21 protein-coding genes and 2 pseudogenes are annotated in these 23,243 nt (G+C 34.0%); 9 read left to right on the forward strand and 14 right to left on the reverse strand.

Features of this window, described 5'->3' with window-relative positions; genetic code table 11:
• The 5 genes from SYN6308_RS00025 to hetL form a co-directional block, all read right to left on the reverse strand.
• On the reverse strand, window positions 1-333 hold a 333-nt coding region (locus tag SYN6308_RS00025; protein WP_017292370.1), incomplete at its 3' end, for a pentapeptide repeat-containing protein.
• A 343-nt stretch (window positions 334-676) separates the two neighbouring features.
• Entirely contained in the window at window positions 677-1,573 is an 897-nt protein-coding gene (locus tag SYN6308_RS00035) for an ABC transporter ATP-binding protein (protein WP_017292372.1), read from the reverse strand.
• Between the two features lie 2 nt (window positions 1,574-1,575).
• Complete coding sequence (locus tag SYN6308_RS00040) at window positions 1,576-2,802, reverse strand: BaiN/RdsA family NAD(P)/FAD-dependent oxidoreductase (RefSeq protein ID WP_017292373.1); 1,227 nt, start codon at window positions 2,800-2,802, stop codon at window positions 1,576-1,578.
• Window positions 2,803-2,815: 13 nt separating this feature from the next.
• The gene (gene lipA / locus SYN6308_RS00045) at window positions 2,816-3,700 is read right to left on the reverse strand and encodes a lipoyl synthase (RefSeq protein WP_071590968.1); all 885 of its coding nucleotides are present in this window, start codon (window positions 3,698-3,700) and stop codon (window positions 2,816-2,818) included.
• Between the two features lie 44 nt (window positions 3,701-3,744).
• Window positions 3,745-4,440 (reverse strand): heterocyst differentiation pentapeptide repeat protein HetL, encoded by a 696-nt coding sequence (hetL, locus tag SYN6308_RS00050; protein WP_017292375.1) that lies wholly within the window; start codon window positions 4,438-4,440, stop codon window positions 3,745-3,747.
• Between the two features lie 237 nt (window positions 4,441-4,677).
• Here hetL and SYN6308_RS00055 point away from each other — a divergent pair, with 237 nt between their 5' ends.
• Window positions 4,678-5,928, forward strand: a complete 1,251-nt coding sequence (locus SYN6308_RS00055) for an RNA-guided endonuclease InsQ/TnpB family protein (protein WP_017292376.1) — start codon at window positions 4,678-4,680, stop codon at window positions 5,926-5,928.
• A gap of 61 nt (window positions 5,929-5,989) precedes the next feature.
• Here SYN6308_RS00055 and SYN6308_RS00060 read toward each other — a convergent pair whose 3' ends face one another.
• Both SYN6308_RS00060 and SYN6308_RS00065 read right to left on the reverse strand, forming a co-directional pair.
• Window positions 5,990-6,343, reverse strand: a complete 354-nt coding sequence (locus SYN6308_RS00060; protein WP_017292377.1) for a HepT-like ribonuclease domain-containing protein — start codon at window positions 6,341-6,343, stop codon at window positions 5,990-5,992.
• Entirely contained in the window at window positions 6,327-6,656 is a 330-nt protein-coding gene (locus SYN6308_RS00065) for a nucleotidyltransferase family protein (protein ID WP_017292378.1), read from the reverse strand. The genes SYN6308_RS00060 and SYN6308_RS00065 overlap by 17 nt, the downstream gene beginning before the upstream one ends.
• A gap of 190 nt (window positions 6,657-6,846) precedes the next feature.
• Here SYN6308_RS00065 and SYN6308_RS00070 point away from each other — a divergent pair, with 190 nt between their 5' ends.
• From SYN6308_RS00070 to SYN6308_RS00080, 3 genes are all read left to right on the forward strand, one after another.
• A complete protein-coding gene (locus SYN6308_RS00070) occupies window positions 6,847-7,293 on the forward strand; it encodes an SRPBCC family protein (RefSeq protein ID WP_017292379.1) in 447 nt (148 codons plus the stop codon).
• 52 nt (window positions 7,294-7,345) lie between these two features.
• Window positions 7,346-7,618 (forward strand): hypothetical protein, encoded by a 273-nt coding sequence (locus tag SYN6308_RS00075; RefSeq protein ID WP_017292380.1) that lies wholly within the window; start codon window positions 7,346-7,348, stop codon window positions 7,616-7,618.
• A gap of 97 nt (window positions 7,619-7,715) precedes the next feature.
• Entirely contained in the window at window positions 7,716-8,597 is an 882-nt protein-coding gene (locus tag SYN6308_RS00080; protein WP_017292381.1) for an alpha/beta fold hydrolase, read from the forward strand.
• 174 nt (window positions 8,598-8,771) lie between these two features.
• Here the strand turns inward: SYN6308_RS00080 and SYN6308_RS00085 are convergent, their stop codons facing one another.
• Both SYN6308_RS00085 and SYN6308_RS00090 read right to left on the reverse strand, forming a co-directional pair.
• Entirely contained in the window at window positions 8,772-10,223 is a 1,452-nt protein-coding gene (locus tag SYN6308_RS00085) for a M16 family metallopeptidase (RefSeq protein WP_017292382.1), read from the reverse strand.
• Between the two features lie 30 nt (window positions 10,224-10,253).
• The gene (locus SYN6308_RS00090) at window positions 10,254-10,874 is read right to left on the reverse strand and encodes an SMI1/KNR4 family protein (RefSeq protein ID WP_017292383.1); all 621 of its coding nucleotides are present in this window, start codon (window positions 10,872-10,874) and stop codon (window positions 10,254-10,256) included.
• 253 nt (window positions 10,875-11,127) lie between these two features.
• Here SYN6308_RS00090 and mazG point away from each other — a divergent pair, with 253 nt between their 5' ends.
• Window positions 11,128-11,943: a nucleoside triphosphate pyrophosphohydrolase gene (gene mazG / locus SYN6308_RS00095; protein ID WP_026101825.1), complete on the forward strand. Its 816-nt coding sequence runs from the start codon at window positions 11,128-11,130 to the stop codon at window positions 11,941-11,943.
• An 847-nt stretch (window positions 11,944-12,790) separates the two neighbouring features.
• On the opposite strand, the pseudogene SYN6308_RS25925 reads toward mazG, so the two are convergent.
• Window positions 12,791-13,956, reverse strand: a pseudogene (locus tag SYN6308_RS25925) (ISKra4 family transposase).
• Window positions 13,957-14,044: 88 nt separating this feature from the next.
• Between SYN6308_RS25925 and SYN6308_RS21265 the strand changes: the two are divergent.
• From SYN6308_RS21265 to SYN6308_RS21270, 3 genes and pseudogenes are all read left to right on the forward strand, one after another.
• Window positions 14,045-14,488 (forward strand): annotated as a pseudogene (locus SYN6308_RS21265) (TniB family NTP-binding protein); the annotation flags it as partial.
• A 146-nt stretch (window positions 14,489-14,634) separates the two neighbouring features.
• Window positions 14,635-15,126: a TniQ family protein gene (locus tag SYN6308_RS00115; protein ID WP_017292389.1), complete on the forward strand. Its 492-nt coding sequence runs from the start codon at window positions 14,635-14,637 to the stop codon at window positions 15,124-15,126.
• A 77-nt stretch (window positions 15,127-15,203) separates the two neighbouring features.
• Window positions 15,204-15,497: a hypothetical protein gene (locus SYN6308_RS21270; protein ID WP_017292390.1), complete on the forward strand. Its 294-nt coding sequence runs from the start codon at window positions 15,204-15,206 to the stop codon at window positions 15,495-15,497.
• On the opposite strand, the gene SYN6308_RS21275 is transcribed toward SYN6308_RS21270, so the two are convergent.
• The 3 genes from SYN6308_RS21275 to SYN6308_RS00135 form a co-directional block, all read right to left on the reverse strand.
• Entirely contained in the window at window positions 15,494-16,141 is a 648-nt protein-coding gene (locus SYN6308_RS21275; protein ID WP_017292391.1) for a Panacea domain-containing protein, read from the reverse strand. The two genes, SYN6308_RS21270 and SYN6308_RS21275, sit on opposite strands and share 4 nt — an antisense overlap.
• Before the next feature lie 208 nt (window positions 16,142-16,349).
• Window positions 16,350-17,861, reverse strand: a complete 1,512-nt coding sequence (locus SYN6308_RS23175; protein ID WP_017292393.1) for a restriction endonuclease subunit S — start codon at window positions 17,859-17,861, stop codon at window positions 16,350-16,352.
• 172 nt (window positions 17,862-18,033) lie between these two features.
• Entirely contained in the window at window positions 18,034-19,455 is a 1,422-nt protein-coding gene (locus tag SYN6308_RS00135) for a class I SAM-dependent DNA methyltransferase (RefSeq protein ID WP_017292394.1), read from the reverse strand.
• A 75-nt stretch (window positions 19,456-19,530) separates the two neighbouring features.
• Between SYN6308_RS00135 and SYN6308_RS00140 the strand changes: the two genes are divergently transcribed.
• Complete coding sequence (locus tag SYN6308_RS00140; RefSeq protein WP_017292395.1) at window positions 19,531-20,007, forward strand: hypothetical protein; 477 nt, start codon at window positions 19,531-19,533, stop codon at window positions 20,005-20,007.
• Window positions 20,008-20,036: 29 nt separating this feature from the next.
• Here the strand turns inward: SYN6308_RS00140 and SYN6308_RS00145 are convergent, their stop codons facing one another.
• Complete coding sequence (locus SYN6308_RS00145) at window positions 20,037-23,168, reverse strand: type I restriction-modification enzyme R subunit C-terminal domain-containing protein (protein ID WP_017292396.1); 3,132 nt, start codon at window positions 23,166-23,168, stop codon at window positions 20,037-20,039.
• Window positions 23,169-23,243: the final 75 nt, after the last annotated feature.

Consider the following 23,243-nt stretch of genomic DNA (forward strand, 5'->3'; position numbering starts at 1 on the left):
ACATGATCTGCTAAAATCAGAACCCGTAAAGTAACCACCATAAAAGTTAGCATCCTGCAAATTAGCTAAACTAACGTTGGCATCTCTACCATAACTTCTTGTCAAATTAGCTTTCATCAAATTAGCTTTCGATAAATTAGTTTCAATCAAAGTCGCTTGACTCAAATCAACTTCGATTAAATTCGTTTCTTTAAGGTTGAAATGACTCAAATTTAAACCACTTAAATCCGCACCTCTTAAATCAGGTACAATATGAGGATTTTCTTGTCTCCAAGTATTCCACTCCGCAGCTGATAATGACGTAATATTTTCTAAGTGTGTTTGATTTGCCATTTCTCTTTATTTTCATTAAAATCTTTTGTTGATATTTCCATTAGAACGAACAATTGTGAAGATTTTGTGAAGATTTAATAAAAAAATGAAAAAAGTTATATAGGTAACAGAAATTAATTGTTCACTAGGAAACACAGAAGAAAAACGGATACGATTATAAGCCAATGAAAAATTTTGCTTTTTTCCTTGACTTTTGATCATTAATTGGTAATAATAGAAAATATAAAGATCATAATGGGAATCTTTGTATCTATTTGCAAAAATTAAAATATTCCCATTATAATAAATTTAACATTTTTGTCAAGTCATGTCAAGGGTTTTTCCGAAAAAAAAAATTTCATTTTTAACCTTGGGTTTTTGTCAATTTGAGGTAAATATATTCTAAGTTAATGGGTTTTTTGGTGATAGAAGTTAAATTTACCCCCTCAAAACCTTTGATTATTTCTGATAAATCTAATATTTCCGCTGTTAAAAAGACTAATTCATCTTGATAATAAGAATAAGTAAAACCTTGTTTTTTTCCTTGTCTAATGGCTTTTTCTTCTTCTAGGGTTTTAATCACAATTAATTCTTTAGCAGGAATGATTTGTTTTAATTGGTTTAAAGTACCTTCTTGGATGATTTTACCTTCTTTCATGATACCAATTCGATCGCACAATTTTTCGGCTTCTTCGAGAAAATGAGTTGTTAATAAGATGGTAATTCCTTCTTGTTTTAACTTTAAGATTAATTGCCAAATTTCATACCTAGATTCTATATCCAATCCCGTAGTTGGCTCATCTAAAATTAATAATTTGGGGTTGTGTATTAAGGCAATGGCTATATTTAATCTTCTTTGCATTCCTCCGCTTAATGTCGATACGATCGAATCTTTTTTGTCTAATAAATTAACGGCTTTTAGTTTATCATAAATATTCGCTTTTAATTGAGTGCCTTTTAAGCCATAAATTTGCCCAAAAAATCTTAAATTTTCTTCACAGGTAAGTTGAGAATAAAGTAAATTTTCTTGAGGTGCAACTCCTAATAAAGATTTAGATTTTTTACTTAATTTTTGCCCATTAATTAAAATCTCTCCAGAATCATAATTTAACAATCCACAGATAATATTAATTGTGGTAGTTTTTCCTGCTCCATTTGCCCCCAATAAGCCATAAATTTCTCCATAACTAATCTCTAAATTAAAGTTACTTAAAACCTCTTTTTTACTGTAAAACTTAGTCAAATTTTTAATACTTAACATAGTTAGCTAATTCCCTTTCCTGCTATATATCCAGTTGTCCAAGCATTTTGAAAATTGAATCCTCCCGTGATACCATCAATATCTAAAACTTCTCCAGCAAAATATAAATTAGGACAAATTTTACTCATCATCGTTTTAAAGTCCACCTCTTTTAATGTTACCCCACCACAAGTAACAAATTCATCTTTAAACATCCCTTTTCCTTGAATTAAATAATTTCCTTTTGTGAGTTCGATCGATAATTTATCCATTTCTTTTTTATTAATTTCAGCCCAAATTTTATCACTATTAGCTAAACTATAATTAACTAAACTTTGCCAGAGTCTTTTAGGTAAATTAAACTGATTATAATTAATAACTTTTTGTTTAGTAAGAGTAGTTTTTATTTGCTGTAATTCTTCTCTTATAGAGTCTAAATTGTAGGCAGGAAGCCAATTAATAATTAAAGGTAAATTATATTGATGATCATGTAAAATTCTCGCTCCCCAAGCTGACAATTTTAACACTGAAGGAGCGCTTATACCCCAATGAGTAATTAATAATGCCCCTGATTGTTCGAGTTTTTTCTTTTGTTTAATATCTAGTTGTAGATGTACATTTTGGACACTAACACCTGCCAAATCTTTAATTCTTATATCATTAATTTTAAAAGTAAATAAAGAAGGTACAGGAGGTTGAATAGAATGCCCTAATTTCTTCGCCCATTCATATCCTAAAGGGTTGCTTCCTGTGGCAATTAAAAGATTTTTTGTGGTTAATATTTCTCCTGATTTAAGTATCACATTAAAGCCTAATTCTGATTTTTGAATATCTTTTACGGGAGTTTTAGTTAATATTTTGATACCTAATTGTTGAGCATTTTTGACTAAACAATCGATAATAGTTTGAGAGTCATCGGTAACGGGAAAAATTCTCCCATCATCTTCGGTTTTTAATTTAACTCCTCTACTTTCAAACCAATTAATCGTATCTTGAGGTTGAAAACGAGAAAAAGCACCTCTTAATTCTTTTCCACCACGAGGATAATTCTGAATTAAGTCACTGGGATTAAAGCAATGATGGGTAACGTTACATCTACCTCCTCCAGAAATTTTGACTTTTCCTAACACTTTTGGTGTGGCTTCTAGGATGGTAATTTTAAAATTTTTATGGTGTTGGGCGGTATTTATCGCCCCAAAGAAACCAGCAGCGCCACCGCCGATAATGATAACATCTGAGTAATTAATCATGAAAATTTTATCACTATTTCCCTTTTTCCATTAATTTCCTGACTTCTTCGGCATGGTAAGAACTACGAGTGAGAGGTGATGAAACTACTTGTACAAATCCTAAATTTTCTCCGTATTCACGCCACGAATCAAATTGGGCAGGAGTGATAAATTCTTTCACGGCTAAATGATTGGGGGAAGGTTGTAGGTATTGTCCGATCGTCATAATATTACAGTCAACGGCGCGTAAGTCTTTCATTACTTGTTTTACTTCTGTGTCAGTTTCTCCTAAACCTACCATAATCCCTGATTTTGTATAGATTTTAGGGGATAATTCTCTAGTTTTTTGGAGCAACATTAGAGATCGATCGTACTCTCCTTGGGGGCGCACTTTTCGATATAATCTTTTTACGGTTTCCGTATTGTGGTTTAAAACCTCTGGTTGAGCTTGTATAATAACCCCTAAGGCTTCCCAGTTTCCGCATAAATCGGGAATTAAGACTTCGATCGAAGTATGAGAAGAAATCTTACGAATTTCTTGAATACAAGCCACAAATTGACTCGCACCACCGTCAGGTAAATCATCTCGATTGACAGAAGTGATCACAACATGATTTAATTTGAGTCTGTTTACTGCTTCGGCTAATCGTAATGGCTCTGTATCATCAAGTCCTCTTGGTGTTTTATCAAAATCGATGTCACAATAAGGACAAGCACGAGTACAAGCTGGACCCATAATTAAAAATGTAGCAGTACCAGCGTTAAAACATTCCCCAATATTAGGACAAGAAGCCTCCTCGCACACGGTATTTAAGTTTAAATCTCTTAAAATATCTTTCACACTTCCCACTCTTTGAATTTGGGGTGCTTTTACCCTTAGCCAATTTGGTTTTACTGTCACTGTATTTAATGTTGTCATCGTCTTTTTGAAATAATTATGTTGAAAATGAGGAAGCCTAAAAGTTACTCGAAGATAGCATCGAGAAAATTGACATCTTTTAAGATTGTGCCTGTTAAGTCTGCACCTCTTAAGTCTGCTTTAACTAATATAGCACCTGTTAAATCTGCATAACTTAAATCTGCACCCCTTAAGTCTGCTTCTGTCAAATCTGTGGGGAGGTTATCATATTTGCTCGTAGTGTTTAGGTGCGATCGACATAATTTAGCTTCCTGTAGATTAGCTTGATAGAACAATACTTGGGATAAATTACTATAACTTAAATTCGCTTTACGAAAATTTGTATGGGAAAGATTGGTGCGGTGATCACAATTAGGACGAAAATCCCCGTCTATGATGATACTATGAGATAATTGAGCGTGACTTAGATTCGCACCACAAAACATCGCTTTAATTAAGTTAGCATTTTCCAGATTTGTCTCTAGCAATTTTGCACTACTCAAATCTGCATCTCTTAAAACGACTTGAGATAAATTTGCAAAACTAAAATCTGTACCCCAAAGGATAGCTTCACTTAAATCAGTTTCATTAAAATTACAAAAAGTAAAATCTGTCCGTCCTAATCTGGCTTGACGCAAATCGCTTTGAGAAAAATCAGCTTGGGATAAATTTTGTTTAATAATTTCTCCTTCAATGAGTTTAATATGACTAAAATTTCTTTCTCCTTGACTATATGCTTTTAAAATCTGTTCTACTTCCATATTAATTTTTTGAATGATCTGTAGATTATGCTATCAATTGTATCTTGTTGGGCGTAAAATTTCCCTTAAAATTTTTTTGAAAATAGCATAGTATGATAAAACTTTAATGAAAATATAGACAAATATAGACAAATAATGTCAAGTATTAGCTGAAAATCTGATAAAAAAAGAGAATTGTTCTTAATTTCCTTCATTTTATAGTAACATTAAATTATCATTACTCCCCTTGATTGGATTATGCAGTTAGTCGAAAGACATATTATTACAAAAATTCACTCTTTTTGGTCATCACTAGATCAAGTGTGTTTTGCTTCTAAAAATCTGTACAATAAAGCTAACTATAATATCCGACAAAGCCTGATTTTTTGTGGAGAATTTTCGAGCTATAATCTCCTTGATAAAGTCTTAAAATCAACTCCTGAATATCGAGCATTACCAGCTAAAGTCGCTCAACAAACCCTGAGAAACTTAGAACAAAATTGGAGTTCTTTTTTTGCAGGTATAAAAGAGTATAAATCACATCCAGAAAAGTTTTTAGGAAAACCTAAATTACCTAAATATAAAGACAAAAATGGACGACATTTAGTGATTTATACCGCTCAAGCTGTAAGTAAAAAGAGTTTAAAACAAGGATTAATTAAATTATCGGGTTTAGACTTTTATTTTCCTACTAAAATTCGGGGAGAAAAGTTACATCAAGTGAGAGTAATTCCCAAAAATAACTACTATATCATAGAGGTAATTTATGAAAAAGAGGAGGTAAAACCAAAAGATAAAACAGAAAAAATAGCTGCTATAGATTTAGGCATAAACAATTTAATAGCGTTAACATCAAATCAGCAAGGATTCACCCCAATTCTGATTAACGGGCGGATATTAAAGAGCATAAATCAATTTTATAATCTCAAAAAAGCTAAATTACAAAAACAACTGCCATTGGGACAATATTGGTCAAATCGTCTAAGTTTGTTAACAAGAAAAAGAGAGGAAAAAATAAATGATTACTTTCATAAAGTAAGTAGTTATTTAGTAAATCTGTTATTAGAGTCAGAAATAGATACTTTAGTAATAGGAAAAAATAAAAACTGGAAACAAAAAGTGGAATTGGGAAAAAGAAATAATCAAAATTTTACGAGTATTCCCCATAATAAATTGATAGAAAAAATAAAATATAAATGTCAATTAGTGGGAATAACAGTAATAGAAAGAGAGGAATCCTATACAAGTGTAGCCAGTTTTTTAGACTTAGATGAAATGCCGACTTATGGGGTTGTAAGAGAGGAAGAAAAAGTAAAATTTAGTGGCAGAAGAATAAAAAGAGGTTTATATCGTAGTGGCAGTGGAAAACTGATCAATGCTGATGTAAATGCAAGTTATAACATATTGAGAAAAGCATTCCCTAAAGCATTTGTGGAAGGGATAGAGAGGTGCGTAGTTCACCCCCGGTTGGTAACATCAACGAAACAAAAGATGAAGGGGAGTACCTGAAATGGACTCCAAGTCAATGTGATATTTGACTATATTTTTTGGAACTATAACAATTGTTAATCTATTTAATATCTAAATTCTCAGTTTTTGTAATAATCTTAATACATTCTTGTAGGGAAAACAAATCAATTTTGATAGTATTCCATAAAATATCATCATCAATGGAAAAGTAAGCATGAACAATAATATTTCTTAGTCCAATAATACTTCGCCAATCAATATGGGGATATTTAATCCTAATGGTGTCAGGAATATTTTTAGTCGCTTCCCCTATAATTTGAAGGTTGCGAATGACGGCATCATAAATTAATTCATTCCCTAAAAATTCTATTTGACTAATATTTTTGATATATTTATTGATTTTATCGATACAATTATCAATATCCTCAAGGTATAGTTTAAGGGTTCTCGACATAGACTGCTTCTGCTAAAATTGATTCTTTAATTATAGGTTTTATGGATTTAATGGTTACTAAATCCACAGGTTTATTAAATAATTCTTCTAAATAAAATTTTAAGTTCATATACATACTCAGAGTAGGAGATTTATCAAAGTCCACTAAAAAATCTAAATCGCTGTTTTCTGTGGCTTGATTTCTAGCAGTTGAACCGAATAAAGCAAAAGTTTTTATCTGATATTTTTCAAACAAATTCTTTTGTATTTTGATCACTTCTAATACTTTCTCTTTATCTAGTATTTGATTTTGATTTTTTATAGTATTTTTCATAGTTAATCTATTTTTGTTTCTCAAGTTTTAAAATTTTTACTTATTTTGTTTATAATAGACATCGACTATATTTTAGGTAGAGACGTAAAATTTTACGTTTCAAGCATCGATAATAAGAACATCAAATATCTAACTCCTGATCTTCGGTTATTATTGATAGAGAGATATATTTTGGGTACTATTTATCATAATGAGTAATTGGTTAGAACATAGTGTACAAGTTGAAGTTGATGTCCCGATCGAGCTAGTATGGAGTTTATGGTCAGATTTAGAACAAATGCCTCGTTGGATGAAATGGATTGAATCTGTTTCCATTTTACCCGATGATCCTGATTTGTCTCGTTGGAAATTAGCTAGTGGTGGTTTTGAGTTTAGTTGGTTATCTCGTATTGTGAAGCTGGAAACCAATCAAATTATCCAATGGGAATCCGTGGATGGTTTACCGAATCGGGGGGCGGTACGTTTTTACGATCGACATAATAGTAGTATTGTTCGGTTAACTATTGCCTATCGCATACCCGGAATACTCGGAGCATTAATGGATAATCTCTTTTTAGGACAAATCGTAGAGTCCACCATTCAAGCTGATTTAAATAGATTTAAAGATTACGCACTAAAAGTACAAAATAAATCGTAAATTTTTGTTAAATTAAGAATACGAAAAAATATCTATATTAAGGACTAAAAAAATGAACGTTAATATTAAATTTTTAAATGGTTTTGGGGGATTGTTAAAGAATATTAGTATCAAGTTAGTTCAATTCTTCCCCGTTTATATGATCGTTTTTGTCGCTTATGGTGATAAGTTTTTGCCCTCTCCTTTAAGTGATTTTAGTGCTAACACAAGAAACACGATTAATGGTACTCTGATGGGAGCATTTAACGAAGATATGTTGCAAAATGATAAGTATAACAATAAAAAAAGTGACAAAGTTCTGGAAGAATTAGAAAAACAAAAATAATTATTGAAATTTGACAATTTAGCTACCTCTGATGACGAAGATAGTAGGTTTTTTGTCAAGATTTAACTTTGATTTATACTGTACTTATTAGATTTTAATGTTATCTCAAATTATCCTCGATCGATCGCAAAAACTCACAGAATCAACATCGATTAATCTTTTTCAACAAATACAATTTACCCCTGTAGAAGTGGCTTTTTCTCCCTTACCTATTAATACAAGTTATGCCGTAACAGGAAAAGAAAAACCACCCATACTTTTATTACACGGTTTTGATAGCTCTTTGCTAGAATTTCGCCGTTTAATGCCATTTTTGAGCCATAATCATCAAGTTTGGGCTTTAGACTTACTCGGATTCGGTTTTACTAATCGTCAGAGTTCGATCGACTATTCCCCTGATACTATTAAACAGCATCTCTATCAATTTTGGCTCAAGATGATTCAAAAACCAGTGATTCTTATAGGTGCATCTATGGGAGGAGCTTCAGCCATAGATTTTTGTCTATCTTACCCTCAAGCTGTAGAAAAATTAGTGTTACTCGATAGCGGAGGATTACTTAAACAACCCATCATCGGCAAATTCTTATTTCCCCCTTTAGGATTTTTAGCCACAGAATTTTTACGCAATTTAAAAGTTAGACAGAGTATTAGTGAGACGGCATATTTCGATCGAACTTTTGCCCACGAAGATGCCTTAACTTGTGCAGGATTACACCTAGAATGTCAGTATTGGAATCAAGCCTTAATTAGTTTTACGAAAAGTGGCGGTTATGGCTCATTTGCCTCTGAATTACCTAAGATTCCACAACCTTGTTTAACCATTTGGGGTGAAAATGACAAGATTTTAGGCACAAAATCAGCCACTGAATTTCAAGAATTAATCCCTGAGAATAAACTAATTTGGATTAAAAATTGTGGTCATGTACCGCACTTGGAACAAGCGGAAATAACAGCTAATCATATTCTGAATTTTACTTAATTTATCTCAGTTGACTATCAAATTTTCAATAAAGAAAATTTATATCAGGTTCGGTTAAATAATTATAGTAAAATTGTCACGCAAAGACGCAAAGAGACAAGGACGCAAAATTCTATGAAATGTAGGGTTAAACATTGTTCAACCCTTACCTAACAAAAAACTACAAACCAAACCCTAAATAGAAATATCAACGGTATTAATAGGTTGATTAAAGTCCTTAAATTGCTCTTTTACCACTGTTTGATTGCCTACAATTAAGGTAACAATTTTATCAGGAGTTAAATATTCTTGGGCAACTTTTAACACATCATTAATGGTGGTATTTTTTACCGCTTTTTGATAGTTAAAAATAAAGTCTGAAGGATAATCATAATATTCGTAAGTCATCAATCGAGAGAGAGTTTGAGTGGGATTTTGAAACTGAAAAACAAAGGAATTGAGAATAGAATCTTTGGCGTAATTTAACTCATCTTCTGTGATGGAATCTTCCCTTAATCGATCGATCTCTGCTATGGTTGACTTAATAAATTGTCCTGTAGTTTCGCTTTTAGTTTGCCCTCCTGCGATAAACACCCCCGGAAAATCATAGTTAGCACTCCACATACCATATACTGAATATGCTAACCCTTGCCGTGATCTAATTTCGTTATATAATCGCCCTCCAAAACCGTTTAAAACCCCATTAATAACGCTTAGGGTAGGATAATTGGCATCTTTTAATTTACCCCCTAAATGCCCTAATAAAATGTTGCTTTGGGTTAATTGAGGTTGATCTGCAATAAAAATTCCGCTACTATTTTTTTGTTGGGGTAAAGTGGTTACTAGGTTAGGAGATGGAGTGGTAACTTGCCAATCACTAAAGGTTTTTTCTAGGGTTGCTTTCATTGCTTCGGGTTGAAAGTCTCCCACGATGCCTAAAATGATATTTTCAGGACGAACATATTTACCATAAAAATCAATTAAATCTTGTCGATCGATATTATTAAGAGTTTCATATTCAATAGTACGACCATAGGGGCTATTTTCCCCATAAATTAGTTTAGGAAATTCTCGTCTAGCAATTTGTCCGGGGTTGTCATTTCTTCTGGCGATGCCTCCTCTAACTCTGGTTTTTTGTAACTCAAATTGTTGATTATCAAAGGCGGGAGATTTTAACACTTCCGCAAAAAGAGGGAAAACCGTTTCTAAATCATAACTCAGAGAGGAAAAACTAGCACTGCCTGAAGTTGTACCAAAAGAAGTCTCAATGGCTGCTGCTTTTTGTTCGAGAATAGAGTTTAATTGATCTGGTGTATGATTATTTGTACCCCCTAAACGCATCAAATCCCCCGTTAAGGAAGCTAAACCGACTTGATTAGAAGGCTCAAAACGAGAACCAGTACGCACGATCGCACTACCACTAATTAAGGGTAATTGATGATCTTCCATCAGATAAACTACCATACCATTTTTTAATTGATACCGCTCATAATCTGGGATGACGATTTCTGGTAAAGGAGGATACTGTAAATTTTTATAACTAGGGGTAACGTCTGCTAACACCCCTTGACGATTGCCAATAATGAGTACGATCGTAATTAAAGCAAATCCTACCCATTGCCAAATTTTATTTAACTTGATTGTCATAATTGATATAAAAATAAATTGTTTTTTTACTTAAGGATGAACATAAAATTCATTATAATTAATTAGTTGATCATATATTTCTTGTCTAACAGAATTGTATTTTAGTTTTATTTGGGCAACTTTTTGTTCATTAATTTCCGTCTCAAAATCTCCAGCTATATTAACAATTTTATAACCATGAGTTTGATAACATTCTAAGATAGAAGTTAACATACTTTCAAGACTATTATAAACACAAAGATTTTCATGATAAATAAACCAAATTTTACCTGTTTTTTCTTTTTCAAAACTACACTCTACTGCATAGTATTCTCCTTCAAATGCAAAAATTGGTAATAATTCTGGAGGATAGATTAGATATTGTTCTTGATTCAATTTTAACCAATCTTGACGAATAGCTAAAGCATTTTCTAACGGTAAAAATGTATGATAGTGGAATAATTCTAATTCACAATAATAATTTATGCCATTATGCCAATGATATAATTGTTCAATTTCTTCGGGAATTTGATAAGGAAAATTTTCCAGCATCTTTTCCATTTCAGTAAAAGAAAGTCCTTTCTCTAAATTTGATTTTAAGTTATTATTTGCTCCAGTATATTCAATAATTTTATCTAAAAGTTGAAAAATTTTTTGATCAAAAGATAACATATAGCAATCCTAAATGATTTGTGGACAATCCCTCTTTAATTCCCTCAACTTTGGGGATTAGGGGCGAAAATTTTTATTAATTGTAATCTTCAAGGTAAAAAAATATCTCGACAAATGTAAGGATAATTTCCTAATAGTTGATTACATGATAACATCAGATAATAACTTGTTAAAGATACAAAATTTTATTAAATTACTCCACCTGTCTTTTAAATCCTACTCTCATGTCAAGACGATGACGCAACCCCTAATTATGAATATCAGTGAATCCGTTAATCAACAAATTCTCAAGGCTTTGGATAAATTAATTCAAGTTGTCGCACAACTTCGATCGAAAGAAGGAGGATGCCCTTGGGATTTAGCCCAAACCCAACAATCTTTGATACCCTATATCATTGAGGAAGCCTATGAAGTAGTTGATGCTTTACATTCCCAAAATCAAGAAGCCATTGCCGATGAATTAGGTGATTTATTATTGCAAGTTGTTTTACAAGCCCAAATAGCTCAAGAAAAAGAGTATTTTAATTTAGAAAATATAGCCGAAATTATCACCGCTAAATTAATTCGCCGTCATCCCCACGTTTTTGATAATTTAGAAGTGACTTCCGAAGCCGAAATTCATCATAATTGGGAGGTGATTAAACAACAGGAAAAAGCAGATAAAAATGAGTCTAATTTACTTAGTGATAAACTCAAAACTTATGCCCGTAGTTTACCTCCTTTAATGGCTAGTCAAAAAATCTCGAAACAAGCCGTTAAAATTGGTTTTGAATGGGAAAATGCTGAGGGTGTGTGGGATAAATTTAGGGAAGAATTAGCCGAATTTCAAGAAGCTATTGAACAAAAAAATATGCTTCATGCCGAAGAAGAATTAGGAGATTTATTATTTACGATCGTCAACATTGCTAGATGGTATAAACTAGATCCAACGATCGCTTTACAAGGTACAAATAATCGCTTTATTAAACGTCTTTCTTTAATGGAAAAATATGTCGATCGACCCTTAGAAGAATATAATATTTTAGAATTAGAATCTCTTTGGCAAAAAGCAAAAAAACAACTTAATTAAATAAAAGTGTGAACAGTTTTTAAGCAAGTTATAGTCTTTAATCTGACTGACTGACACAATTATCTCAAATCCAGAGAAATCAATGTGAATAGACGAAAAAAGTGTCATAATTTATGGCACACTAAAATTTGTTTTTTAATTCAGAATTAAACAAATTATGTCTATCTGTACTGTTATATAAAACTTACTCATAGTTACCTATGACGTTTACTTCTTGCTTCTACCAGTCAAGTCGGCTTGATACTGTCCACAAGCGTTGATTCGGGTGTAACCCACCCTACTTTTATTATTCTAATTAATTGATTAATCTTGAATAATAACTAATTTTTTATTTAATTTAATCTTTAAATTAAATAGTTTTAACAGTCTTGGTTATCGACTTCATTAAAAGCTAACATATTTTAAAAAAAATGTCAATCTTTATCCCGTGAGTAGGTATAAACAACTATAATAAACTATTAGTTAACAGTTAAAAGCTCCTATTTATCATCAACTATTTAATTTGTTTCGTCAACATACCACTTACAAAAATTTACGTCATCTTAAAACTCTGGCTTGGATGGTTTATGTACTTATCTGTAGTGGAACTATTAATTTAACCTCAGTTCGATGCAAGAATGTTTGATAAGGGCAGGTTTCAGGTTGCAGGTTTCAGGTGTAATTTTCAGAAGATTATATAATTCGATGTTTTGCTAATTACCATGGATCTCCGCTAAACGAACCCGAATCATAGAAGCATTTTAACAATAGAAAAATCAAACTACAAAGATTTAGTCTTATTAAGCGTCATTAACTCACTTCCAATGGGAGCAGGTCAGTTCTGCGAAACAAAAGTACTATTGAGTGCTTAAAGACAATTATTGAGATATGCACATCTATGTTTGAGTACTTGAGAGACATTTTCTTTATTCCATTGTGCACCAGAAATTTTGAGTCGCCGATCTATTTGTTTTACCGTTGACTCCACTGCCCCAGAACCAATGGAACAAATTTGTTCTTCCTGATAATAGCCGTAATTGATGATACGATGTCGGTGAGTCTTGAGATAATTACAGAAATTTTCTGCCTGTTTTTTCTTCATCCCAGATATTAGTGTGATTGTTTCATCTACTTTTCCTCTCCAAAGTAAATTTTCCGCTTCTTTTAATCTTTTTTACTCCCCCCAACTTTGTTTAAATTTTCCATCAAATGATACCAATCAAGTATACTTGGCGAGGGTATAACTTGAGTTTGGTGAAGGTAGGCAAAAGGCAAGTAGGCAAAAGGCAACTGTACATTTTGCAACATCAGATTATAACCTTGATGAGTATATTTCCCTTTTTTCACCATCTGGATTTAATTGTTTAATGATGTTCCAAATTCCAGAATGTCCATCCCCCAAACAGGTTAACGGTTCTGATAGTTTTTGTTGATTCACCCAATGGATTAATTCTTCATTTTGTGCAAACCACGCTTTTCTTTCTTGTTGATTAACACAAATCGCTTTATAGTCGCGCCAAACACAACTTTCTCCTTTTTCTTCTGTTCTTAATCTTACCTTGCCACCATCGAGACTAATTTCTTCGATTTGTTCTTCCGTAGCTATTTCTGGAAATTGATAACGATGTATAATTCGTTGTTGGGTTCTCCCAGATATTTTCATCCCCGTATAATATTCCACATCCCGAGCCGCATTTTCATAAGAAACATTGGCACTAGCTCTGACACAACATTTTTCTAAATAAGGACTAATTCGTTGATTTGTGTTTAAATTTAATCTGATAGCTTGTTTTTCTGTTATGGGTAATTTACCTAGAATACTTCTGATGTATCTGAGTCGTCCTGATTGAGTTTCGGTGATTTTTTGGATAAAAAAAATCCTATTTGTGGGGTAATATATTCAAGAGTTTGTTGTCTAACAGTTTCTTCGATAACTGCTAAATTATCTAGTTGAGAGGGATCACATTCTTGATAAAGAATACGAGCAATACCTTGAAGATATAAATTTATTTCTGCTTGTTGTTCTGGTGTCATTGTCAAAAAAAAAGGATTATGATTAATTTAATGTAACCTACCTATATTTCTTAGTCAAGTAGTTTTTTTGTTCTGCAAGTTTGACCTGCTCCCAGTATTAAAAGCCTGTGACGTACAAATGTTGATAGTGGATGAAGCCGATCGCCTAAAACCTGATACCTTTCCTGATGTGAGAGATATTAGTGATAAGTTAGAAATTTCGGTGGTATTGGTGGGAACTGATCGGCTAGAGGCTGTCATTAAAAGAGATGAACAGGTTTACAACAGATTTCGATCGCATCGTAGATTCGGTAAATTAACAGGAGAGGATTTCAAAAAAACAGTATTTATCTGGGAGGAGAAGGTTCTAAAATTGCCTGTTGCCTCTAATTTAACGAAAACCGATATGTTGAAAATTATTACAAAAGCAACGGAGGGTTATATCGGCAGATTGGATGAACTTTTACGAGAGGCAGCGATTAAATCTCTTTCAAGGGGCAAAAAAAGCATTGAAAAGGATATTTTACAGGAGGTAGCAAGAGAATACTCATGATTCAATTTGTCATAGTGAGGTAATGCTTTTAACTGTCATGCTGACGACAGGAAGCATCTGGGAGAGATTCCTCGACAAGCTCGGAATGACAACAAGGAAGGCGGAGAATGACAACAAGGAAGGCAAATTAAGGAGGTTATTTATTCATGTTGGATACGGATATTAAGACTTGGTTACTACCGATCGAACCTTTAGAGGGGGAGAGTTTAAGTCATTTTCTAGGAAGGGTAAGAAGAAGAAATTATCTTAGTACCAGTGCTTTAGGTGAATTGGCAGGAATTAGGGGCGTTGTTACTCGTTGGGAGAAGTTCAGACATAATCCTTTCCCATCTGATCAGGAGTTGACTGCTTTAGGTAATTTATTGGGTTTAGAGTTGTCTCAATTAAAGGCTATGCTACCTTCCGAACCGATGAAATTAGAGCCTATTCGCCTTTGTGGGGCTTGTTATGGTGAATCCCCTTTCCATCGTATTGAATGGCAATATAAGTCTCGTTGGAAGTGCGATCGACATGATTTAAAACTCTTGTGTAAATGTCCTAACTGTGGTGCTAAGTTTAAGATTCCTTCTCTCTGGGATTTTGGTAAGTGCGATCGATGTGGACTTGGTTTTTGTGAAATGAAAAATACTCGAAATTAGTTTTACACTATATATAGTGTTATTAATTTATAATTAACACCATATATAGTATTCTTTTTAGTCTATTAATAACTTATATGAGCTATATTACTGTAAGCATTACAAAAGAAGAGTCCAAAGATGCAAAATCAGATGGGCAAGTTTACGGAGTTATAAGGTTAGGGAAGAGTATTCATGTATATATTGAATTAGGCAGAGAAAGACCATATCACAGTAATGCTAATGATGATCCAAAGACAGAATATAAATATTTTACGGGTTGTGAGGTAACTTGTTTCAAAAACGAAGAAGACTTAGTGAATTGGAGTCATGGGGGAGAAATTAGACCAATTCAATTTTTAACCAATCAAAATGTAAAGATTTGTTTTTAGCTAGGTAAAGACAGCAAAGCTCGTCTAGGTTTTCGTTTTTCCGAAGTTAATACATCTTTATTTTTCAAAATAAAATTAACTATTTCAGACTGTTTAACTTCTTGAGTCGTTCCATCTAAAAATTTTGCTGTTACCGTTACTTCTTTTTCAGGTTCGATCGCAATATCTAAAATTTTCGGTGATTCAGAATTTAGATCGGCAAAGTTTTGATAATATGCTCGAATCTCATCATTTAAAACAGGTTCATTCGATGAATCTTTTTTGGATAACCCTAGTCTAGCTCCACTCCAAGGAGTTTCTCTATGGGTTAATTTTCTCAGTTGGGTACTATTTAGATTTCCATAAACTCTGAACACTTCTTCTAAAACATATAACTCAGACTTTGAAAATATATTTATTTGCTGTGATTGAATTGGATACTCTCCAGACGGGTAATTTTTACAATATCGGTATAAAGTAGGTGCAACAGGACCATTTTGCCATGCCTCTACTTGCTCATCAAATAGAGACTTGTTATAAAAAGTGACATTCCATGCTTGGGCATAATAAACGAGCTTTTGGAGTTTCAATTTATCTGGTTTTTGCCCGTCAGTATTTAAACTCTTTGAGATGAAGTAATTAGCTACATCTATTGGTGTTACCATTTGTAAACCTCCTGTGTGAAATCTGAACTGTTTTTGCTCATTTTCATTCCTATCCTAACACTTGAAAGAATCGATGTAAAAATAAATGATAAACCTATTTACTGTCATGCTGACGTAAGGAAGCATCTGGGGGGGATTCTTAGTAAACTCAGAATGACAAAGAAAAAAGGTTCGGAATGACAAAGGGGGGAAATGAATGACAAGGCGGTTAGGTGGTTTTACGATCGATTGTCTTCTTACTTTTGCTTGATTTCTCGGTTAAGGTTTTCTCCTCCCTAATCCTCTCTAATAATACCTCTGCTGGTTCATCGTTGGGATCTTGCGGTACTAATTCCCCTCGAAAGGCTTTGGCTAAGATTGATTGAGTTAGTTTATCGGTGTAGGCTTTGGCGTTTAAGTATCTTTGTTCGATTAAGTCACATTTTCTGAATAATGCCTTTACTCTTTTCACTATCTCTTTTTGTTCTTCGATCGCACAAAAAGGAATTTCAAATTTTGCCAATTTTTGGGCGTTGATATTTGACTGATTAACACCGTCACTTTTAACACTATTGCAATAATTTTTAGCATAAGGAGTGTTAAGACAATAGTTTAAGTATTCTGGATCAAGTTCTGGACAATTATTGATTCTAATTAAATATCCTGCAAAAATTGCGGGACGATCGCCTCTATAAATTGCCGTTTTACCAACTTTTTCAGCACTATTAGTCCGATTAAATAAAACTGTATTAGGAGATAAATTATATTTAGTTATTTCATCTTTATCACAAGAATAGACCAGATCATCCCAATCAATTTCACCATTTTGAATATTACCCATTCTTAAAACAGGAACTTTGCCCTCTTTTAAAGATTTTTGCGAAGTACCATAATCAAATGATATACAGAGTTTGTTTAAAGTTACAAAATTCCATGATTCTGGTAATGATTCATTATCTTCTGTTTCTTCAGATAAATATATCTCTTGTATTTTGCTTTTTTGTGCTGGTGTTTTAGCTTGATCTAATCTTTCCTTTTGAATACGTTTTAATAGCTCCTCAGCAGGTTCGATGTTTGGATGTGATTTTCTCCAATCGGCGGTTAAACGCCCTGAACAAGCGGAAGCTAAGACGGATTGACGGAATCTTTTGAGGATGGTTGGTATTCGGGAAAGTCGATCGCAACTCTCATTCACCTTTGCTAATAATTTCTCTAACTTTGCAACTATTCGCTTTTGTTCATTTAAAGGAGGTAATATAACCCCTGTATTAGGTGCAAATGATAAGTTAATCCCACCTTGTGCAGAACCTTGAAAATTGCCTAATATCTCATCTTGTCCTTGTTTAGAGATCAAATAGTAAAATAGACACTTTGAATCAATTAATTTTGAAGTACGACAAAGAAAAATATGTTCATTAATAAATGCTTTTTTGAAAGGAAAAGTTTGATCTACATAAGCAGTTTTTCCAGTTGTTGCTCCATCTTTGACTATTAATATATCTTCTTCTTGAATATTACCTCTAGTCATTTTATTCGCAAAAGACTCTGGAACATATCGAATAGATGAAAAATTGAATCCTCCACTATAAGTTAAATGTTCCCCACCTAAACTGGGTATTCCGTCTGTGATGCCTTTTACCCCTCCTTTTGGGCGTGATCCAGATTGTATGCTAATTAGTAAATCGTCTAACATACAATTTGCCCATCCTTCAGGTAACTTATCATCTTCCTTTAAATTCATTAATTCATACTCCTTTGATTTACTGGTTATTAATTTTTTGTCATTTACAGCGTTGATTTATGCCATTCCGAGCCTTTTTTGTTTGTCATTCCGAGCCTGTCGAGGAATCTCCGAGAGATGCTTCCTTACGTCAGTATGACAATTAGGAGGGTGCTTCAGTATGACAAATTATTTATTCATCCTCATTAATTTCGATTAACTCTAAAATGTCTTTCAAACTATCAACCACTGCCTCTAACTCCGTAATCGCCTCACTAGCCAAAAAATCAGGCTCTGGTAAATCGTCCGCATCCTCTAAACTTTCATCTTTAAGCCAAGTAATATCGAGCTTGTAATCCCTAGCCTTAATTTCATCCAGAGAAAAGCATCTAAACCGCCCCTCAATGCCTAAATCCGTCCGTTTTGCCCTACCGTTGGGATCATCTCCATAACACTGCTCAAACTCCTCAAAATGTGCCTTAGTTAAAGGGCGTTCCTTTTTGGTTACACTTGGTACATTTGAACGAGCATCGAAGATCCAAACATTTTCGGTGGGTAAGCCCTTTTGTAAAAAGATGACATTTGCCTTAACCCCTTGAGAGTAGGGCGTAAAAGTACCCCTCGGCAGTCTTAACACTGTATGCACGTTACAATCTTCCATGAGAATCTTAAATACTTCCCCAGCCTTATCCTCAAATAAACAGTTATCAGGAAGGACGATCGCAGCTCTACCACCTCGTTTTAAAATAGTGAGGATATGCTGAATAAAATTAAGTTGTTTGTTACTGGTTTCGATCGTAAAATCATCTCTGACGGGTAATTGATTCGCTCCCTTCGTACCAAAAGGGGGATTTGATAAAATACAGTCAAATCGATCGCCACCATCAGGCTCATAGATAGCATCTCCAAGATAGATAGTCGGCTCTAACCCCTGCAAAAAGAGATTCATCAACGCTAAACGACGAGGGCGAGGCACTAAATCCTGTCCGTAATAAGTTTGGGTTTTAATGCGTTTAATGTCTTTTCTGTCGAATACTTTTTCCGTTTCGTCACATAACCACTGATAAGCCGATACCAAGAAACCACCACTACCACAGGCAGGATCGCAAACCTTGAAATCAATACTCTCTCTAGGATCGGGCTTCATTAAACGGACGATCGACTTTATTAAGACTCTAGGGGTGAAATATTGCCCAGCACCCTTTTTACCTTCACTAGCGGCTTTTTCTAGCAATCCCTCAAAGGCTTCGGCTTTCACATCCACATCTAAAGCAGTCCATTCAATCTCATCGATAATATTAATTACTTTTTTCAGATTGACGGGATTATTAAAGCGAGGTATTGCTTGATTGAATATGTCACCCAATAAGCCCGACTGTTTTTGTAGCGTCCGAATAAGGGTGAGATAGTGTTCGGTTAATTCTTCTCCTGACGTGGCTTTAAGAGTTTTCCAATCACAATCAGGGGGAACGTCGATCGCTTTTTCATCCGCCATTTTGAGGAATAACAGATAGGTTAGCTGTTCGATATAGTCATTATCTTTATCCTTATTATTTTCTTCTGAGAGTTCCCATAATTGATTAACTATACTTGATGGTTCTAAAAGAGGATTCATTAATGAATATTTTTGATTAAGAATGATATGATCAAGTGTAGATCTCTTTACAATGTTTGCAAACTGTGAATCAATATGTCAACAGATAAGTCAACCAATAAATTAACTCAAATAATAGAGGCTAAAAGACAAAAACAATTAGAAAGAGAAAATAAAGAAAAATGGATCAGAGATGAATTATTAAAAATGGGATTTGAAAAAGAATCACTATCAGAAATTAACTTATTGTCAGATCATGAGGGGCGAGAATGGTATATTTTCGATTCTCCTGATTATTGTATTCGTTTTCTTATATATATAGGTTTTGATTGTAAAAAAGCCGAGGTATATGGTAACTTTTTGTCAGTAGCAAAAAACTCTATTTTTGACGAAGGAGAATATTATGACGAACATTACTGGCCAGAATATCCTGTTTCCGATTTGATCGAATCTGAAAATGGAGATGCCAAAGAACTTTTAGAAAAAATACTTGCTTCAATAGAACAATTAACGCCTACAACATTATATCCACGAAGTCATGATCCCTATCGAGATCGAACTAATGTAAATTAGTTTATTTCATTCAATATTAAATAGTTGGATTATTGTAGAGCAATTGATCCATTTAATTTTTTTAACAAGTTTTCTAGTTTTGTGCCAAACATCCTCCTCGCCTTTCCTTTCCCCCCATGCAATTCAAAGATAGGGGCGTATTCAAAGTCATCTAAATCGATACTGAGATTCTGGATTAGATGTTGCTTGATATAACCCAACCACTCTAATTGCTCATCGGTAAACTGTTTGCCATCAGTCACAGATGCGATCGCATTTTCTACCCTTTCTTCAGCAGTATAAACAGGATAAGAGTGATCAAAAGCAGAGCGAATCAAAGAGATAATATCAGCTAAAGCCTTTTGATGGACTAACTTATAAGCCCTTTGTAAATTATCCTCTGTAAAACGATGCTCCTTCAACTTACTTCTTAACTCCTCTAGGGCTTCCACTCCCCAATCTTGGGGACGTTGACACAATATCTGTAATGCCTCTATCTGTTCGCTATTCTCCTCGACAAAGCGATAAAAAGCAGTTAAGTAATCCTCTGGCTTTTGCCCTTGCACCACCACTTCCGATGTAACAGTATCCTCAACCTCCTCCGCAATTAAAAAAGTAGCTCTGCGACGGGGATAGTCTTCCAGAAAATCTATAAATTCTTCATCCTGTAATAATGAAAGGGCTTTTTCTGGTTGTTCATCAAATAAATCATGAAAAGTTCTAGCTAACCCTTTGTTACTAGCACCATCTAAATACAAATCTAATTGCTCTCTGGCTTCTGGTGCTATACTGCGATCGACCCTGTGTAACCGCCGATTTAACATATCCAAATGGCGTTCTCGATCGACATCATAAACAATATTACCTACAACATGACTTAAAGGCATAGACTGTTGACGGGGAAGCACAAAACGAAAATCAGTAGTATCCGCAAAATATTCTACTAGAGAGCCATTAAAACAATCAAACACCTTAAAATGAGTTTTATCGATGTCTTTACATAGTCTTGTACCCCTTCCCAACATCTGCACCCAGAGAATACGAGACTTAACAAATCGCATAAATACCACAAACTCGATGGCAGGTATATCGATACCAGTAGTTAATAAGTCCACTGTAACGGCAATGGCAGGATTAGGGCGATTACGAAACTCCCTTATTTTTTGTAAGGGGCGATCGACCTTTCCTGTAATCTTTTGAACAAAATCATCTCCCCTGTTAAACACCTCCTTACAGATCGATACCACTTGATTTGCATGGGAGATATGTTCTAAATCGTTACAAGCAAAGATTAATATTTTGGGGAAACGTCCTGTTTCCTGCTCATGTTGATAAGCATATTTAGCAATCTCTGTAATAATCTTACGGGTGCGATCGGGGACTGTTATTTCATTTTCAATGGCAGTCGCATTAAATTCTCTTTCATCTTCCAATTGATCATAAAACTTCTCTCCTGTTTCTCGATCGACTTTGATAACGACCTCCCCTTGTCGAAGGAAAGTCCCGTTAATTGTTACATCTGAGTTAATATTGACTTGTTCATAATCCACTAAATAACCATCGGCGATCGCCTGTTCAGTAGAATATCGAAAAACAACTTCTCGAAAGAGATTAAGAGTGTGAATGGCAGGAGTAGCCGTTAAGCCAATCTTAATCGCATCAAAATGATCCAAAACCCTACGCCAATAACCATTTTCACTAGCTGTATAACCCCGATGGCATTCGTCAGAGATGATTAAATCAAAGGCATGGATAGGAATGGGCAACTGCTCCACATTATCTTCAAATTCAGAATCTCCACGATCTTCCATATCATCAGAAGAAGAATTACCGAACAAATTAAGTTTCATCCTCTGAATGGTTGATACATACACAAAAGTATGAGCTTCTGAAGGATCAGTTAAATATTTATTGGGCAATACTTTAGAATTAAATTTATCTTCCTCTCCAAAATCTTCTTTTTTGAACTGTTGACTATAAACCTCGTACTCTTGATCAAACTTCTTTCCATTAGGAGTCGAAAAGGACGCAAATGCCCTGACAGCTTGTGCCGCTAATGCTCGACGATCGACTAAAAACAATACCCGTTTCACCCTTTTAGAAACCAATAGACGATAAATAGAAGAAACGATCGTAAAAGTTTTTCCTGTACCTGTTGCCATCGCCACCAATAACTCTCGTCGCCCTTCGGCTATAGCTTTTTCAATGGATGCGATCGCCTCTACTTGGTATGGTCTTAAATGCTCATTTTGTTCGATCGGATTATTTTCAAGCCACTCAACGGAGAAAGATACTTTTCTTTTTAATAATTCTGTCAAAGCACTAGGAGTATGAAAAGTGCTAATTTCACGAGCTAAATTCGATTTTTCTCGCACATCAAGGAAATAGACTAACTGTCCATTGCTAGAGTACAGAAACGGCACTCGATAACCTTCCCAATTTCCTATTCCTTCAAATGCCCCTTTTGAATAACGTTTTGCCTGTTCTAATGCTGATAATGGTTCGATCGAGATTCTCTTCGCTTCAATAATTCCTACTAATAAACCATTCACAAATAAAACATAGTCTGCTCTCCCCGTAGTTAAAGGATATTCCCTTACCCCATGACTGACTAATTGAGAACTATCAAGATCAGGAGTATAGTCCACTATATTCCATCCTAAAGCCGATAAAATCTGCTCAATACGATTCTTTCTTGTTATAGCTTCCGATTCTCTTTTCTCCGCTTTTTTGCTTTTTCTCTCAGGATCAATTTGTTTATGAGAAACCTGATCTAGCTTTTCTGTTAAGGAAGAATGAATCTCATCTAACCAAATCGGTATGACAGGATACCCTTGTTTTAAGCATTGCTCTATCTTACTGATCTCAAAATCCATAATGACAATTTTGTGATCATCATCATGGGATAAGAGATAACGACTTTGAATATTTGAATCCGTAAAATGGGGATCTCGTTCTTTAAGAGCTTCCAATCCAGCACAAGCCTGAGAATAATCTAAGCCCCCAGACAATAATTTCTGCATCACCATTAAAACTACTAAATTTTCTCTGGTGTAAAATACACTACGTCCTTTTCCTGTTGCATCTACCTCTGGTACTACTAATCCCTGTTCTCGCCAATATTGCAATTGACGCAAAGTACAACCAGTTATCTGTGAAGCTGTTTTAGTGGTAAGAAACATCAACTTAAGTAGTTTTTTAACAAGGAATCATTTTTACTAGATTTTTATTGTACCTAAAAGCAGACTTTTACGTTA

The sequence above is a fragment of the Geminocystis herdmanii PCC 6308 genome (assembly GCF_000332235.1).
GTDB lineage: Bacteria > Cyanobacteriota > Cyanobacteriia > Cyanobacteriales > Cyanobacteriaceae > Geminocystis > Geminocystis herdmanii.